At 70.9% G+C, this 15,763-nt stretch carries 16 protein-coding genes, 1 tRNA gene and 2 pseudogenes; 7 read left to right on the forward strand and 12 right to left on the reverse strand.

Annotated elements, in window-relative coordinates; genetic code table 11:
• The first annotated feature begins 236 nt into the window (after positions 1-236).
• Together ACFVFR_RS10115 and ACFVFR_RS10120 are read left to right on the forward strand one after the other, a co-directional pair.
• Complete coding sequence (locus tag ACFVFR_RS10115) at positions 237-842, forward strand: 2'-5' RNA ligase family protein (protein ID WP_383699426.1); 606 nt, start codon at positions 237-239, stop codon at positions 840-842.
• A gap of 82 nt (positions 843-924) precedes the next feature.
• A complete protein-coding gene (locus ACFVFR_RS10120; protein WP_383699428.1) occupies positions 925-1,581 on the forward strand; it encodes a 2'-5' RNA ligase family protein in 657 nt (218 codons plus the stop codon).
• Positions 1,582-1,724: 143 nt separating this feature from the next.
• Here the strand turns inward: ACFVFR_RS10120 and ACFVFR_RS10125 are convergent, their stop codons facing one another.
• The 6 genes from ACFVFR_RS10125 to ACFVFR_RS10150 form a co-directional block, all read right to left on the reverse strand.
• Positions 1,725-2,867, reverse strand: coding sequence for a serine hydrolase domain-containing protein (locus ACFVFR_RS10125; RefSeq protein WP_383699430.1), 1,143 nt, complete (start codon positions 2,865-2,867; stop codon positions 1,725-1,727).
• Between the two features lie 750 nt (positions 2,868-3,617).
• Positions 3,618-3,941, reverse strand: a complete 324-nt coding sequence (locus tag ACFVFR_RS10130; protein ID WP_383699432.1) for a hypothetical protein — start codon at positions 3,939-3,941, stop codon at positions 3,618-3,620.
• The gene (locus tag ACFVFR_RS10135) at positions 3,938-4,303 is read right to left on the reverse strand and encodes a hypothetical protein (protein ID WP_383699434.1); all 366 of its coding nucleotides are present in this window, start codon (positions 4,301-4,303) and stop codon (positions 3,938-3,940) included. The genes ACFVFR_RS10130 and ACFVFR_RS10135 overlap by 4 nt, the downstream gene beginning before the upstream one ends.
• 28 nt (positions 4,304-4,331) lie before the next feature.
• The gene (locus ACFVFR_RS10140; RefSeq protein WP_383699436.1) at positions 4,332-4,529 is read right to left on the reverse strand and encodes a type II toxin-antitoxin system Phd/YefM family antitoxin; all 198 of its coding nucleotides are present in this window, start codon (positions 4,527-4,529) and stop codon (positions 4,332-4,334) included.
• A gap of 352 nt (positions 4,530-4,881) precedes the next feature.
• Complete coding sequence (locus tag ACFVFR_RS10145; protein ID WP_383699438.1) at positions 4,882-5,364, reverse strand: NUDIX domain-containing protein; 483 nt, start codon at positions 5,362-5,364, stop codon at positions 4,882-4,884.
• 105 nt (positions 5,365-5,469) lie between these two features.
• A complete protein-coding gene (locus tag ACFVFR_RS10150; protein WP_383699440.1) occupies positions 5,470-5,697 on the reverse strand; it encodes a hypothetical protein in 228 nt (75 codons plus the stop codon).
• Between the two features lie 101 nt (positions 5,698-5,798).
• Here ACFVFR_RS10150 and ACFVFR_RS10155 point away from each other — a divergent pair, with 101 nt between their 5' ends.
• Positions 5,799-6,302: an AAA family ATPase gene (locus tag ACFVFR_RS10155; protein ID WP_383699442.1), complete on the forward strand. Its 504-nt coding sequence runs from the start codon at positions 5,799-5,801 to the stop codon at positions 6,300-6,302.
• On the opposite strand, the gene ACFVFR_RS10160 is transcribed toward ACFVFR_RS10155, so the two are convergent.
• The 4 genes from ACFVFR_RS10160 to ACFVFR_RS10175 are packed head-to-tail and all read right to left on the reverse strand — an operon-like array spanning position 6,260 to position 10,240.
• On the reverse strand, positions 6,260-7,153 hold the full coding sequence (locus ACFVFR_RS10160; protein WP_383699444.1) for a hypothetical protein: 894 nt from the start codon (positions 7,151-7,153) through the stop codon (positions 6,260-6,262). The two genes, ACFVFR_RS10155 and ACFVFR_RS10160, sit on opposite strands and share 43 nt — an antisense overlap.
• On the reverse strand, positions 7,153-8,385 hold the full coding sequence (locus ACFVFR_RS10165) for a glycosyltransferase (protein WP_383699446.1): 1,233 nt from the start codon (positions 8,383-8,385) through the stop codon (positions 7,153-7,155). Before ACFVFR_RS10165 ends, ACFVFR_RS10160 begins: the two co-directional genes overlap by 1 nt.
• On the reverse strand, positions 8,382-9,083 hold the full coding sequence (locus tag ACFVFR_RS10170; RefSeq protein ID WP_383699447.1) for a hypothetical protein: 702 nt from the start codon (positions 9,081-9,083) through the stop codon (positions 8,382-8,384). The genes ACFVFR_RS10165 and ACFVFR_RS10170 overlap by 4 nt, the downstream gene beginning before the upstream one ends.
• A complete protein-coding gene (locus tag ACFVFR_RS10175) occupies positions 9,080-10,240 on the reverse strand; it encodes a glycosyltransferase family 1 protein (RefSeq protein ID WP_383699449.1) in 1,161 nt (386 codons plus the stop codon). The genes ACFVFR_RS10170 and ACFVFR_RS10175 overlap by 4 nt, the downstream gene beginning before the upstream one ends.
• Positions 10,241-10,383: 143 nt before the next feature.
• Here ACFVFR_RS10175 and ACFVFR_RS10180 point away from each other — a divergent pair.
• From ACFVFR_RS10180 to ACFVFR_RS10195, 4 genes and pseudogenes are all read left to right on the forward strand, one after another.
• Positions 10,384-10,542 (forward strand): annotated as a pseudogene (locus ACFVFR_RS10180) (helix-turn-helix domain-containing protein); the annotation flags it as partial.
• A gap of 97 nt (positions 10,543-10,639) precedes the next feature.
• Positions 10,640-11,341: an XRE family transcriptional regulator gene (locus tag ACFVFR_RS10185; RefSeq protein ID WP_383699451.1), complete on the forward strand. Its 702-nt coding sequence runs from the start codon at positions 10,640-10,642 to the stop codon at positions 11,339-11,341.
• Entirely contained in the window at positions 11,338-11,904 is a 567-nt protein-coding gene (locus ACFVFR_RS10190; protein WP_383699672.1) for a peptide deformylase, read from the forward strand. The genes ACFVFR_RS10185 and ACFVFR_RS10190 overlap by 4 nt, the downstream gene beginning before the upstream one ends.
• A 1,088-nt stretch (positions 11,905-12,992) precedes the next feature.
• Positions 12,993-13,862 (forward strand): annotated as a pseudogene (locus ACFVFR_RS10195) (tyrosine-type recombinase/integrase); the annotation flags it as partial.
• A gap of 47 nt (positions 13,863-13,909) precedes the next feature.
• Here the strand turns inward: ACFVFR_RS10195 and ACFVFR_RS10200 are convergent.
• On the reverse strand, positions 13,910-15,076 hold the full coding sequence (locus ACFVFR_RS10200) for a hypothetical protein (protein ID WP_383699453.1): 1,167 nt from the start codon (positions 15,074-15,076) through the stop codon (positions 13,910-13,912).
• 260 nt (positions 15,077-15,336) lie between these two features.
• Positions 15,337-15,410 (reverse strand) — tRNA-Gly (locus ACFVFR_RS10205).
• Between the last annotated feature and the right edge of the window lie 353 nt (positions 15,411-15,763).

Genomic DNA, 15,763 nt, shown 5'->3' on the forward strand with positions numbered 1-15,763 from the left:
AGCCCGGGCACCCCGACCGCCCGACTGGTCGCCCGCCCCACCGCCCGCCAACCGGGCCGCCCGGCGGGTCGACCATCCGGGCCTCCTGGCCGACCCGGCCGCCGGCGGGCGGCCGGGTCGGGCACGAGACCGGCCCGGCGCCGGACCCCGCGCGGCAGGCGGCGGCCGCGCCGTACGCCCCGCCCCGGCCGCCACCGCGCGGGCCGCCCGCCCCACCACGGACAAGGAGCGTGTCGTTGGAACCCTTCTTCACGCCCCACAGGATCTGGCCGGGCGGCGGCCCCTTCCCCCACGTCCTGGTCCCGCTCGGGGCGTACCCGCCGGCCCGCGCGTACGCCCGCGCCCACGCCGACCTGCTCGCCGGCCACGGCGACCTGCTGGGCGTCGCCCCCGGGGACTGGCTGCACGCGACCGTGCAGGGCGTCCACCACCCGGTGAACGCCGACCAGGAGGACCGACTCCGCGCCGCCCTGCGCGCGGAACTGGCCGGCACCCGGCCCTTCGCGGTCCAGCTCGGCCCCGTCTGGCCCGGCGTCACCGCCGTCACCGCCGCCCTCTACCCGGAGGACGGGATGGCCGAGCTCAACCGCCGCGCCCGCGCCGCCGCGCACCGCGTGCCCGGCATCACCCCGCGGCCACCCGAAGCACGGTTCTGGGCCCACGCGACGCTCGCCTACGCCCGGCGCGCCTTCCCCGACCAGCGGCTCAACCGGGCCCTGCGCGCACTGCGCCCGGCGCGGGTGACCCTCACGGTCGACCGGGTCCACCTCGTCACCCAGCGCCAGCACCCCGAGCGCGGCTACTACACCTGGGACGTCACCGAGGAGATCCGGCTCGGCTGAGACCCGGCCCGCCCGAGAGCCGCGCCGCCGCGGCCCACGCCGCTCACCCTTTCCCCGACAACGCGATGAAGGAGTTCCGCTCGTGCAGAGGTTCGTGCCCCGGTTCCAAGGACGCCCGTGGGTCGACGGAATGAGGGTCCTGCACGTGTACGTCGTGCCCCGCGAGCAGGGCGACGACGAACTCCTCGCCCTGGCCCGGGCGTGCGCCCCCCTGATGGCCGACTACCCCATCGACCCGCAGCTCCCCGCCGACCAGCCCGGCCCCGGCCTCCTCCACATGACCCTGGACATGCTGGCCGACGCCCCGTCCACGGAGTACGACGCGGCGGACCGGCACGCCCTGGCCGACGCGCTCCAACGCGCCCTGAAGCACGTGTGGCCCTTCACGACGGAACTCGGCCCCCCGATCGCCAACCGCGCCGGCGTCGTCCTCGACGTCTGGCCCGACGCCGAGATCGAAGCCGTCACGGACCGCGTCCGCGCCGCCATCCGCGAGGTACGCGGCGACGCCGCCCTGCGCCACCAGGGCGGCCGCCCCCACATGTCCCTCGGCTACAGCCACGACACCGCCTCCTCCGACCCCCTCAACACCGCCCTCCGCAACGACCTCGCCTCCCGCCGGGCCCCCCTCCGCGTGGACCGCGTCCACCTCCTGGACGTCCGCTGGTCCCTGTCCCCCGACACGGCCCGCTGGCACATGGACTGGGAACCGGTGGCGGAGATCCCGCTGGGCGGATGAGGCGGCGGGCGAGGGCGCCGACGGGGCCGGCCGGGACACCTGGGGCGGGGTGGTGCGCCGGGGACACCGGGGGTCGGGGGCGGCGGTGGGCGCGGTGCGCGCGAGCGCCGACCGGGCCGTGGTCCCGTCACACCCGGCGGGGGTCAACGCCGCCCGCACAGGGCGGCGTCCACGGCGCCCTGCAGGTGAGCGAGCCTGGCGCCCTGGGCCGCCACGGTGGTGGTGTAGACGGTGACGGTGCCGCGCCCGTCGGTGGCGCGCCCGCCGCCCACCGAGACGCCGGGCAGGTCGCCGCCGTGCCCCCAGTACCGGCCGCCGCAGGTCAGCGGGATGCTCGCCACGCCGTACCCGTACCGGCTGCCCCGGGGGTACACGTCGCGCCCGCCGACGTCCGTCGTGTCGTGCGTCATCTGCCGCACCGCCCAGCGTGGCAGCAGCGCGCCGCCGAACAGGCCGTCCCAGAAGGCGTTCAGGTCTCCCGGCGTCGTCACGAGACCACCGGAGGCCCCGAAGAACTCGTAGGCGGGCAGGTCCGTCACATCCGTCCGGCCCTGCTCCGGGTGGAGCGGGTGGATGCCGTAGTTCCGGGCGTGCGGTCCCCGCAGGGTGAGTTCGCCGGGGCCGGGCCAGTACGTGTCCTCAAGGCCCAGCGGCTCCAGGACGGTGCGCTCGATGTACGTGCGGTAGTCCGTACCGGAGGCGCGGGCGATCACCATGCCGAGCACGAGGTAGTTGGTGTTGGAGTACCCCCACTCCGCCCCGGGCTCGAACAACGGGTCCTCCCGCAGCACCAGACCGAGGTAACCCTCGTCGCTCAGCGGCTTCTCCCAGTCGACCAGCCCCGCGTAGTCGGGCAGCCCGCTGCGCTGCTTGAGGAGCTGCCGCAGGGTGATCGGGCTGTCGGCGAGCTGGGGCACGTACCGCCCGGCGCGGTCGTCCACGCGCAGTCTCCCGTCCGCCACCAGGCGCATCACGGCCACGGCGGTGAACGCCTTGGTGTTACTGCCCATCCGGAACCGCCCCTCGGCTCCCACCATCGGCCTGCCGCTGCCCGGTTCGGCGGTCCCGGCCGTGACGCTCCGGCGCCCCTGGTGGGCCAGCGCCCCCGGTACGCCGTCCTCCTCCACGAGCAGGTCGAGCCACTCCCGCACGCTGGACGCCCCACCCCCGTGCTCCCCGTGTCGAGCACCGCCGGTGCCCCCGGCGGCGGCCACCGGGGCGCTCACCGCAACGAGCGCGACGGCGGAGAATAGGGCGGCGGTGACACGGCCACGCTGACGGATCATCATGCTCTCCTCGACTTCGGTGGACCCGCGCCGATCGCGGTCCGGGTGTGCCCCGTGCGCCGTTCGGGCACGGGAGAAACCCTCCCGCACGACCCCGAGCGGCACACGGGTGCGCACCCCCGACCCCCCGGTGTCACCAGCACCACCCCATACGCGGCGCACGCCCCCTCCCGCACGTCCAGCACGCGCGCGGCCGTGTCCCCCGGAAGCCGCCCCCGACCACTGCCGTCCGCTCCGCCGAGCACGGACAGCCACGCGCCCCGACGACGCGACCACCCCCGGCGGTCCGCGTGTGCCGGGGGGCCCGCGGGCCAGAGAGCGGCGACGCGGAGCTGGGTGTCGCACAGCTTGGCCATGTCGTCGGTGTCGGACGTCGGAGAGGGCGACCGGCTCCGGCCGACGCGTGCCAGCCCTGGGGCGAGCCACACAACAAACAACCCCCAGACCGTCGATCTGGGGGCTCCTGACGAGAGCGCGCGACGAGAAGCGAACTCACGCTCTGAGCTTGGGAATCAGGGGGCGAATCAGGGGGGGCTCGGGCTGCCAGAAGGGGTCTGAACTGGGGTTTTGTAGCGGGCAGGTGGATGGGCCTCTGTCTCTGAGAGCCGTATCTGACCGCTGTTGTCCGCTCTGCTGGGCACGGATGGGGCACGTCGACTGTGGGGTACCGGTCCGAGTTCTGTGCTGGAGCGGGTGATGGAAAGTGGGACGGGAGCCGCCTGTGCCGCAGACGCTCCCGTGGCGCAGACGTCAGGCCCAGAAGGCTTCGGTGACGACGATCTGGGGATCGGCGTGGCGCCGCATGAAGGTGTAGATGAGCCAGCCGCGCCCGCCGGCCAGGTCCACGATGTGGGGTCCGCCGGGGCTTGTAGAGGCCAGAGGCCGGACGGTCATCCAGTGTGGGAGCGAGGCATCGGCGTCGATCCCCCGGAAGTACGGGTCTTCGGCCGCGACCAGTTCCGCACGGGCACTCATGATCAGGTCACTGCCTTCGGCGGGCATGTTCTGGAAGTCGTGCTGCGCCTGCTTCGTCCAGTCCATTTGCCAAGGCGGTCGGAGTGGTTCGTCGATCACTCTCCGGGCTTCCTCTCAGCGGCTTCGTGCCGGAGGCGGCTGTACTCCTCCAGAAGCCGGAGGGACTCCTCGGGGTCGTCGGACTTGGCGGCGCGGGCTTCGAGTTCGCGAAGGTGTGAGTCGAGGACGGGATTCCGCGCGATGGCGTACTGCGTCCACCACAGGCGCATGAAGGCGGGCACGGGCGTGATGTTGAAGGCGTCGCCGATGACGCGCTTCCAGTGCGCCTCAAAGTCCGGGAGGAGGTGCGGAGTGTGTTCCTGAATCGCCAACCGAAGTGCTTGCGGCGTGTGTTCGGGCATGGGCGGCAACCGCAGAGGTTCCCCCTCGTACCCATCGAAGTGGAGTGCGTGGGCGGGCATGGTTCGTGCTCCTTGGCGTGGGGGGCGGTCAGGCCGCCTCGTGTCGGTCCTCGTGCTCGCGGGCCATCTGCTCGAACCACTCGGCCGGCACCAGGTAGGCGACCGTCTTTCCCTTGCGGGTGATGGCGGCGGCCTCGCCGGCGATCCGGGTCCGGTCCAGGATCTCGCCCATCCCCTTGCGTAGGTCGATGGTTGTGTACGTCTTCGTCTCCATATGCTGAAGCATATAGCAACTATCATAGTTGACATACATGCTCGCAGGGTGGGGCGGCTGGAGGAAGTCGACGGGCACGTCGGGTGTGGAGCGGGCGCGGCGGCGCCTGGCTGGTCCAGACGACAGCAAAGCCCCGGGCCAGCGGCCTGGGGCTTCGGAAAAGAGCGGGTGACGAGAATCGAACTCGCGCTCTGAGCTTGGGAATCACCCGGCACTCAGGCCCCTACTTGGCCTCTGACCTGCTGGAACGGCCCAGGTTCGAGCGGTGTCCGCTGGTTCTGGTGCCCTGGTGTTGACCGCTGGTCACCGCCTCTCCTGGCACGTTGTGGCACGCTCTCGTGGCGCTCGGTGCTGTCTCGGCCGGTCACCCACTGCGCACAGCAGTGGGTGACCACCCGTATCGGGAGAATGCGGGTCCTGCGTTCCGGTACGCCGTCAGGGCCTGCACGGTAGTCGGGAACGCGGGCTCGGGCAGGCGGTTCACGGCGACCCATCGGGCCGCCAGGTGCTTGTCAGGCTCGGTGTTGGTCAGTTCGCCGGCCCAGGTGGCGGTGGCGAAGACGAAGACGATGAGCTGGCCGCCCTGGTCCCAGCCCTGGGCGATGTGGACGACGTGGACGAGGGCGAGGTCGGTCGGGTTGACGAGGAGACCGGTCTCCTCCTTGAGTTCGCGAGCGGCGGCCTCGTCGAGGGCTTCGCCGGGTTCAGCCTTGCCGCCGGGGAGGGTCCAGGCCGGCTGCGGGCACCAGTTGCGGGCGGCGTAGTGCACGGCGGCGATCGTGTCGGTGTCCTTGTCGTGGACGATCACGCAGACTGCGTTGCGGCTGTTCATCACGCTGGTGTTCATCGCGGTGCCCAATCCGTGGAGACGTGCCGAAAGGTGGTGTCGGTCGGAGGTCCGGGCGGCAGGCTCGGAGCTCCTCCCCCGCCGCCCGGAACGTGGGGCTGGCCTTCAGCGCCCGGTCGTGGGGCGTTCAACGTCGGTGCGAGAGAAGACCAGGTCGGTCATGTCCTTCGAGACCTCGGTGCACAGGACGGGTGGCTGCGGTCGGCACACGGCCTGGGGGCAGGTGCGCGGGTGCCTGTCGAGGAAGCGGCCGACGAGCCGGGCCTTGCCGAGGGTGCCGGGGGCGTGGTGGACGTAGGTCCGTAGTGCGCGGGCGAGGGCGGAGGCGGGCATGGGCGACTTCTTCGTACGGCGGTCCGGGAACGGCGCCACCGGGGCGGCCTGTGGTGACAGACTGGCGAGAGAACGCTGCTGTTCCTGAAGGGGGGTTGGTCGTGGCTGTGACCGGTGCTGCGGTGGTGTATCTGCTGGTCGGGCTCACCGGCTCGGGGAAGACGACCTACGCCCAGAGGGTGCTGGAGCCCAAGGGGGCGGTGCGGCTGTCGGTGGACGAGGTCGTCTACGAGCGGTACGGCCGGTACGGCGTTGACTACCCGGAGAACACGTACTTCGAGAAGGAGACGCCGGTCATCGCCGAGCTGCACCGGCGTCTGGCCGAGTTGGTCGCGGAGGGCCGGGACGTGGTCTGGGACCACGGGCTGTGGCCGCGCAAGGACCGCGAGGAGATGAAGGAACTGGTGGAGGCCGCCGGCGGCCGGTGGCGGCTGCTGTACTTCCCGGTGGAGCGCGACGAGCTGCTGCGCAGGCTGGCGGAGCGTAACGCGCGCGGAGGCGCAAACGCCCTACTGGTGACCCCGGAGGCCCTGGGCGACTTCTTCGCCCGCTTCGAGGCACCTCAGGGCGAGGGCGAGGAGATCGTGGAACCCGGCTGGTTCTGAGGCGCCGGAGGCCGCCAGGCGGTGGCGAATTGGGCGGCTTCGTGGGCCCAACCGTCCGGCAGACGGTCGAGGGTGACGTGGCGGAAGGCCAGGCGGGGGTCGGAGATGTCGATCCGGCCGTGGTGGTGGTCGATGTGCCGCAGCAGGCGGGACGCCTCGTTGCGGATGGCCGGAGTGTGCTCGGCCCACTCGCCGAAGGTGAACCGCTCGACCCTGCGACGCAGGTCGTCCAGGACGCCGGCGCGCCATTTGAAGTGGTGCACGCACGCGAGCGCGTCCGGGTCGGGCTTGTGGCCCGGGGCCCGGTGGTTGCCGGACGCGACGGTCACCGAGGAGTGGGCAAGAACGATCTTGCGTGGGTCTCCCTGGAGGAGCCGGCGGGTGAGGTGTCCGCCGAGCGGGAAGGTCCGGTCAAGGCCGGTTTCCGGGCGCCACATGGCCAGGCGGCCGTCGTTCGTGACGCGGTCGAGCATCAGCCCGCCGACCACCGCCTGCCCGGCGTCCTCGGCCTGAGTGAGGACGTCGGTGAGCGGGGCGGGGTAGGTCTGGAACTCGTCCGAGTCGGCGAGCAGGTGCCAGCCGGATCCGGCCTGCTCACGCAGGGTGTCGCGGAGCTGGGTGTTTGTGTGCTCGTGCCAGGGGCCCGTGCTGATCCGGGTGGGAGCGATGCCGAGGTCGCGGCAGGCCGCGATCAGCTGGTGCCGCCAGGCGTCCGGGACGTGGTCGGGGAAGTGGAAGGCGAGGTGGAACCGCTCGATGCCGAGCCGGCGGTAGTGAGTGGTCCAGGCGGCCAGCAGGGCCGGCTCGACCGGGCCGATGACTGCTACTAGGGCGGGAGGGACGAACATCATCAGCGCTCCTTGGTCAGGTGGAGGCGGGCGTACGTGTCGGTGAGGAAGGCGGCCTGCTCAGCCGCCGGGTACATGTCCAGCGCTGCGGGCGCTGTCGGCCCCGGCCGGGCGGGCGCCTCGGCCGTGAGTTTGTCCAGCGTCTCGGCGAGGGCATCTGGGTCTTCGGCCGGGAACAGCCGGACCCACGGCTGACCGGTCAGCCGGGCGGACAGCTCGCGGTCGTGCGCGGAGACAATCAGCGGGACCCCGAGCCGTACGGCGTCCATGACCAGCCCCGACTCCTTGCCCACCCCGGGCTTGCGGGCGACGACGGCCGCGTCGGCGGCGGCGTAGACGAGCCGCAGAACCTCGTCGGCCACCGGGCCGGGCACAGTGTGAAGGTGGACGTGCGGCAGCCGGTGCCAGCGGTCGAGGACGGCGTTGTCCAGCGGGGTACCACACACCAGGACGTGCAGCGGGGCGGCAAGGCGGGCGAGGGCGGTATCGACGGTGGCGATGTCCTTGTACGGCCACCAGCCGCCGACCAGACACACCGCCCTCGCGCCGGCGGAGATGGTGAAGGCAGCGTGGGCGCCGTCGCGCTCGGCGTCGGTCAGGCGTCGTCCGTCGTCGACCGCGAACGGCCGCACCTCACCGCGCAGGTGTGGGAAGCGCGCTGCGACCTGGTCGCGGACGTCGGCGGTCGGGCACAGCGCGATCACCCGCTTCTCACCTCTGCGGGCGAGCCTGCCCATCCATCGGACCGGACGGTCCTCGGTGGTGACCACCTCGTGGACGAACCGCAGGTGCGGCACCCCGCCGAGCAGGGCAGCAGCACCATGCAGGGCCTCGCTCGCACTGAGGATCACCACGGCCGACGCTCGCGGGGCGAGACGGCGCGCGGTGCGAAGGCACGCGGCCTCCGCAAGACACCGGGCGAGGAGCGTGGCCTGGTGCGGGAGCCTGCGGACTCCCCGCAGCCAGCTCCGGGAAGCGAAGGCCCGCTGACCGGCAGCCGAGACATGCTCAGCCGCCCGCGCGCTGGCCAGCAGGATCTTGGCCGCCGGCCCGGCCGGCCCGGCGGCGATCCGGGCCCCGGACCGCACCAGCGGACCCAGGTCGTCGCCCAGTCCTTCAGGGGCCACGACCAGGCATTCCGGCTGCGCGGCGGCGAGCGCGGCCAGCGTGCGCTGGTGATGCCCACCGCCCTGGTGCGCGTACGGCTCGATCAGGACGAGCGGGGAGGTGGTCACGAAGTGGCCGCCTCGAACGGGTACAGGCGGGCGTGATGGGCGCGCAGTCGGCCCGGGTCGTTGAGCAGCTCGAACTCTTTCGGGGTGCGGGCGGCCTCGCGAGCGAAGATGACGCCGTCGCGAGCACCTGCTGCCGCCTGTGCGGCGAACTCACCGCTACTGCTGGCCGTCCACGCCTCTGTCCGGGCCTGCGCGCCTTGATCGTTCATGCCGTACTCGCTGCCGCGCGCGAGCATCGCGCACTCGCGAAAGCCGGCCTTCCACGCCAGGTACGGGCTCTGGTTGAACCGGGTCACCCCGGCCGGGCGCGGGCAGAACTCCACGTGGCCGGGCAGGGCGGCGAGGACGTCGACGGCCTCGCCCATCTCCCGCAGGGCCGTGCGGCGGATCAGCTTGAGGCCGCCGTAGCCGTAGGTCAGGCCGTTGACCGGGTTGACCGCCTGCCACACCCGCATCGCCACCCCGTCGGCGAGCGGCTCCACGTCGGCGTCGAACCGCAGGTCGATGTCGAAGTCGCCGTCGGCGAGGAAGAACATCTCGGTGTCCACGAGCTCGGCGGTGAGCCGGTAGGCCCGGCGCATCCCGTGCACCCCGTGCAGCCGCTTGACCTGCCGGCCCAGGGCGCGTTCGAGCCGGGTGTGCAGGGTCGCTACCCGCGGTTCGTCGTACGACAGCTGGACCGCGTCGAAGCCGGTCACCGGATCGCCTCCAGGTAGCGGGCGGCCACAGTGGCAGGCGCGAGGTCGGTGGTGGAGGCGTGGGCGCGCTTGGCGTGCAGGAGGTAGAACTCGGGATCCGTGGCGAGGCGGGTGGCGATCCGGACGGCCTGCTCGTCGGTGTCGAACAGCAACTCGTTGTCGATGTGCTCGGCCAGCCATCCGGTGCGTGGGCCGATCACGGGCAGGCCCATGGTCTGGCAGTCGATCACCGACATGGACCAGGGGCAGCCGGGCCGGAAGGGGGCGATGCCGAAGTGAGCGCCGGCCAGCAGGTCGCGGTAGCGGACGCGGTCGCCCCGGTCGGAGGCGATGGTGACGCCGTCCGTGGTCGCGAGCTCTTCCAGGTGCCGTTCGGGGCTGGGGTCCAGGCGGACGCGCTCCGGGCTGCGGGTGCCGAACAGGTCCATCACCGTGAGCCTCACCGGGGCGTCGGCGACGAGACGGCGGGCGAGCCCGGTGAAGCGGGCGGTGCCGTAGTGCGCGTACAGGCGGTGGTTGTACATGCCGGTGGCCCGGCCCTCGGGCGGGACGATGTCGGCCGGGTCGCGCACCAGCCGTACGTCCCTGGGAGCGGGGACGATGTGCAGTTTGTCGCCGAGGTCGACGCCGGAGCGGGCGGCTGCCGCCGTGGTCCACGAGGCGGCGGTGGAGGAGTGGACCAGGACGCGGTCACAGGCCGCGAGGCCGCCGGCGAAGGCCAGCAGCACGCTCCGGCCGAGGCCGCTGTCGTCCATCGCCGGGTCCAGCTCCACAGTGTCCGTGTCCGTGTCGGCGAAGGAGAACGGCAGATAGTGGCAGTAGCCCGCGATCCGTGCGTCCACCTCGGCTTCCAGGAGCGCGGCTCGGATCGCGGGCGCGGCCTCGATCTGGTTGGCCACCACCACCTCGGGCCGCCGCTCGCGGAACAAGGCGACCAGGGCGTCCATGTCGGGCGCGAAGCGGGCCCGGTACTTGGTGGGCGGCGAGGTGGTGAGCGCGAAGTGCACGCGGGGGTCGCCGACTGGGACGGGGGAGGCCACGGTCACCTCCACCCCGGCGTCGGTCAGGGCCGAGGCGAGCAGGTCGGCGAAGGTGAAGCCGGAATCAGCGGCCAGTTGACTGGAGTTGGAGACGTTGAGCAGATACAGCATGCGCATCGCTGTGACCCTCCTTCTTGGGGCCGGGGATCGACCCGGGCCGGTGTAGGGAAGGAAACCGACGATCGCGACCGTGACAGAATGGTGAATCGAGATCACTCACGGTTCATTCATCTCATCCGGCAGCCGGGGCGGGGGCTTCGATGGACGCGCGGGACGATGCCTTGACGGTCGAGCAAGCGGCTGAGGCGTTCGCGGCGGACGTGGCCCACTGGCGCGAAGTGCGCGGCCTCGCCAAGCGGGAGTTAGCCAGACGGATGGGTTTTGATCCGTCCTACGTCAGTCACGTCGAGTCGGGCCGGCACAAGCCGACGGAGGATTTCGCGCTGCGCGCGGAGGAGGCTCTGAACGCGGGCAAGGCCATCTGGAAGCGATGGCTCCAAGGCTCGTACCGCCCCGGTGCCGCCGACCCCGGCTCCCCGAAGGGCCGAGCAGCCGTATGCGACCGGCTCGGCGATCGTCGTCGAGCACGACGCGGCCCGCCTGGACTACGACGGCAGCCACTACCGGCTGACGATGCGCCGCCTGCTGCGGAACACCGGCAGCGAACCGATCAGCCGCTACCTGATCCGTATCAGCGTCGACCGCTACCCCGGCGAGCCCGAACGCTCCAACGCCCACTATCGCGAACACCCGTTGACCTGGGACGAACTCGCCCTGACAGCGACCTGCCGCGGCGAGGCGATGCGCTGGCAGGCCAAGCACGACCGCGATGCCTTCAAGGAGGTGTGGCTGGCGTTCGAGAACAGCGAGGGCCGCTTCCCCCTCTACCCCGGCGAGTCGGTCTGGATCGAGTACGCCTACTCGGTGGGCGACGAGAAGTGGGGCCGCTGGTTCCAGCGCGCCGTCCGCCTCCCCACCGAGCACCTGGCGGTCGAACTCGCCTTCCCCACCGCCCTCGACCCCGCCGTGTGGGGCACCGAGACCTCCATGACTGCCGAGGCCGTACCACTGCGGACGGCCCCGATACAGCGGGAGGAGAACGGGATGCGGATCTTCTCCTGGAGCACCTCCACACCCGCACTGCACGCCCGGTACCGTCTGGAATGGCGGTTCCGAGGCCGAACCGAACGGGACATGAATCAAAGGGAGTTCACGTGAACCAGGTGCGGCCCAGCGAGCAGATGCGAGACCTCGGTGTCGTGCAGGACGGGGCTCCGATCCTCGCCGAGCCCGCTCGCGCCTTCGATCTGCCGGCCGAGCCCGAGGCGGCAGAGCAGGTCGTCGAGCACATGCTCGCCGCCATGGAGAGGATCGGGCAGGTCCACCCCTTCGCCAAGGGCATGGGCCTTGCGGCCCCTCAGATCGGGATCGGCAGGGCCGCCGCCGTGGTCCAGCCTCCCGGCGACACCTCTGCCATCGTCCTGCTGAACCCCCGTATCACCGACCGCTCCAGCGAAACGGACGAGCAGTACGAGGGCTGCCTGTCGTTCTTCGATGTCCGCGGCCTGGTCCCCCGCCCTCTTCGGATCACCGTGGAGACCACGGCCCTGGACGGACAGGTGGTGACCACCGCCTACGAACGCGGACTCGCCCGCCTGATCCACCACGAGATCGACCACCTGGACGGCCTGCTCTACACCGCGCGGATGCGCACCGGCATTGCCCCCATCCCCGTCGAGCAGTACCGCCACACCGGCAGAGTGTGGGCCTACGAACAGTGACGGATGGCCTTGTTGCACAGCGCGGATTCCCGGACACCGTGCCTCCGACGCCAGGTGCCCCCGGCCCCCGGGCGTCGGCGCGGGATGCGCTGATCTGTCCGTGCAGAGTTCGTCACCAACAGGGTACCCAGGACACAGCTTGCGCGTGCGGCTGTGGGAGGACCGACGACTCTGCCCTGTGCTTCCAGGTCGACTGATCAACGCCGACGCGCGGGTGGTGGCGGCTGCACACTGACCGGTCCGGCCGTCGGTGGGTGGGTTGGAGTGGCGGGGCGGCGTGTGGCACTGCGGGCCATGGCTGCCTGGGCGCGGGGGCTGGGTGCGTGGCGTTGGCCGAGGCGGTGGATGCGCCAGGTCAGGTCCCGGGCGGGGGCGTGGGCGTCGTCCAGGGTGCGTTGGTGGAGTGCCTGGTCGAGGAGGGCGGACGGGTTGTGGCCGGCTGTCTCCGCGTTGCCGAGGACGGCGGCGAGGGCGTCCCATGCCGGGTCCCGGAGGATGCGGTCGGCATGATCGGGGACGGCCTGCTGGAGGTGGCGGGCGTAGCGCTGCTTGGTCGGGATGTTGGGGGCGCGGCGGACGAGGTCGTTCAGGTCCGGGACAGCGACGTGGGTGTAGGCGGCCTAGAGGTGGATGAGGGTTTGCTGGGCCGCTCCTTCCTGCTGGGCGTGCTGGTGAGCGCGGTGCCAGTGCCGGGCGAAGGCCACGGCGATGAGGGTGGCTTCGAGGAGCATGGCCAGCCCGGCGCCGTCGTGTGTCGCGAAGGGGGTGCGCAGGACTGCCTGAACGCTGCGGCGCAGGACGCGGGCACTGTCGACGCCGGCGGTGATACGGGAGCGGGTGGCGCGCTCGAAGGCGCCGGCGGCCCGTTCGAGTTCCTTCTTCGCCGCGGTGGGCGCGGTGAGGGGCAGGATGTCGAGTGCTCCGCCGAGGGCGACGAGTTGGCCTTGGGCGATGGGGTTGCTGCTGTGGGTGAGGTGGTGGGGGATGCGCTTGGTGGCGGCGGTGGCCCAGTGCCAGAGGTCGGCCGATGGGGCGGCGACCGGTTCAGGCCCGGTGGTGGCGATGTGCTGGCGGATCTTGGGCAGTACGTCAACGCCATCAGCCCAGCCCAGGTCAGGACCTGGCGCGCAGAACGGCGACCGGCGACCGGCGCCACTACGACCGCCAAGTCGTACCGCCTCCTGAAGGCCATCATGCAGACGGCCGTCGAGGACGACCTGATCCGCAGGAACCCCTGCTTCATCCGTGGGGCGGGCCGTGAGGACGCGGACGAGCGACTGGTGGCTACCGTTGAGCAAGTCTTCGCCCTGGCCGAGGCCATCGGCATCCGCTGGCGGCTGATGGTCCTACTCGGCGCCTTCGCCTCCATGCGACCGGAGGAGCTGGCCGAACTGCGCCGCTCTGACATGGACCTCGACGCTGGCTCCGTGCGGGTCCGGCGGGCCGCTCCGGAGTTGAACACGGGCCGCCGGGTGATCGGCGACCCCAAGTCCCGAGCGAGCAAACGGGAAATCATGTTGCCCGGCTTCATCCTCCTCGATGTCCGTCGGCACCTGGAGTGGTTCACCCAGGATGGGCCCGATGGCCTCGTCTTCGTGGGCGAGAGGGGCGCCGCCCTCCGGGGCACCACCTTCGGCCGGAAGTGGCGCAAGGTCCGAGACGCGGTCGGCATGCCGAAGGAGTTCCGCTTCTACGATCTCCGGCACACCGGCAACACCCTCGCCGCCGACACCGGCGCCAAGCTCAAGGACCTCAGGGTCCGCGCCGGCCAGTCCTCGGAACGTGCCCAGTTGATCTACCAGCACTCCACCAAGGTCCACCAGCGCAAGCTCGCCGACGACATCGACGCCGACGTTCGCCGACGGCGCGCGGCGGGCCGGGGCCTAGGCGCAGCCCCTGCGGCCCAGGGGATTCCGGCTCCGCCTGCAGGTTCCGGCGGAGCCGCACGATTGCGGTGACAGTGGCAGGTGGAGGTCCAGAGCGGACCTCCACCTGCTGCTTCCTGTCAGAAGGGAGGCTCAGATCCGGTGTCAGGCTTCGAGGGTTGCGCTGCTTCGATCAGCTTGTTGGTGAGCTCGATGGTGGCGAGGTACCACCAGAAGATCCAGTCGAGGAAGGCGTCGTCGTAGTCGGTGAGTTGGTCTGCGCGTCGGTGGCGTAGGCCGAATCTGTTGGCGATCTCGAACAAGGCCCCTTCGTCTGGCTTCCCGAGGTCCTCGCGGATAAGCGCGCGGCGTTCCTCCAGAATGCCGACGGCAGCAACGATGGCCGACCGCTTGCTCTCCAGAGAGGCGTCGCGGGCGCGGAAGAGTGCGATGGAGTGCCGGACGCGGTCGGTGACGGCAGGAGGGCTGTCGTTGAGGACCTGGTGCACCAGCTGGCTGCGTGCGTCGTCGATGACTGCGACGAGTCGGCCTAGGTCTTCCCCTTCAGTGGCGAGCTCGTACTCGACTCCGGCTTGGCGCAGCAGTTCGTTGATCTTCGCGCGGTAGAGAATTCGGGCTGGCCCGTTGTAAAACTCCGAATGATGCCAGCCGCACCCACCGTAGGAATGGAAGCTCCGCAAGCGGGGACGGCTGACAAGGTCGTGAAAGAGCTCGATGAGACCGTAGAAGGTGTCCTCGTCCCAGGCGGTTGGAGCCAACGGCCACAGGTCTGGAATCCCTAGCCGCCGTTCGATGAGCGCGGAGGGGTTGGGCAGGTCGTCCGGTCCATCGATGCACTCCTCGCCGAACTGCTCGACCAGGTAGCCGTTGTCCGCGAAGTCGGCGACGATCCGTGCGAAGTCACGGCGGGCATCTCGGGCGGTGCTCCCGTCGACAAACAAGCCGCGTCCATGCCGCTGAGGCCAGTACGGCCGGGGCGCGAGCGCGGGCCTGATCTCCGAAGCACGGCTTACAAGCTCCGAGAACCAGCCCTCTCGGGTGTCTTCCCTGTGCCACGTGTCCTGCGCGGATTCCCAGCCGCTGCGGGGGGCCTCGACTCCTTGGAAGTCTGTCACGGCTGTCGATCCGACGAGGGCCTCGGTCAGGAGCCACTCCACGCGGTTCTCCCACGAGGTGCGGGAGCCCTTGGTCCTCAGGATGCGTTCCCCCTCCGACACGAACAGCGATGTCGGCCACACCAGCTCGTAGTTACTCAGGTCCACGATCACGGCGCCATCATCACCCATTCGCACGCATAGCGGAGCGGGCATCAGCGCATGCTTCGTGCCCAGCTTCTGCCGGGGCCCGTGCCGACGTCGGCACGGGCCTTAGTTCGCGAAGCGGAGCTAAACCAAATATCGGCTGGGGTGCTGTTCCGATGACGCGCGATCTGGATCACCTTTGCCCTGACGCGTCATGAGGTCGTCTATGGCACGTGAATGGCACGTGAGCCCCGAGAGGTCTAGACAACAAACAACCCCCGGGTCTCCGACCTGGGGGTTTGCTGTGGAGCGGGTGACGAGAATCGAACTCGCGCTCTGAGCTTGGGAAGCTCATGTTCTACCATTAAACTACACCCGCGAAAACGGGCCCGATCGTGCTTTCGAGTGGGCCTCGCGTCGCGTTCACTCTACCCCATCGCTGACTTCCGACGGACCCCCGGCGCGTTGGCCGTGGGGTCTTCTCGTTGTGTGGGGTGTGGGGCTGGGGGTGTGGCGGGTGGGGTGGGGGATGTGGACGTGGGGGGCGGGAGTTGAGGCGTACGGTGGGGGCGCGGAGTGCCGGATTCGGAGGCGCCTGTTCTATCCCCTAATGTGGCTTTTGTCGTTCACGTAGTTGGGGAAGGGGACCGATGGAGCGCACCGTCGTCCGTTGTGCCGAGGGGCACGTGTTCAGCACCGCTTCGTTCCCGATGCAGAACCTGACGGCCGATC

This window comes from Streptomyces sp. NPDC057702 (assembly GCF_042799315.1).
GTDB lineage: Bacteria > Actinomycetota > Actinomycetes > Streptomycetales > Streptomycetaceae > Streptomyces.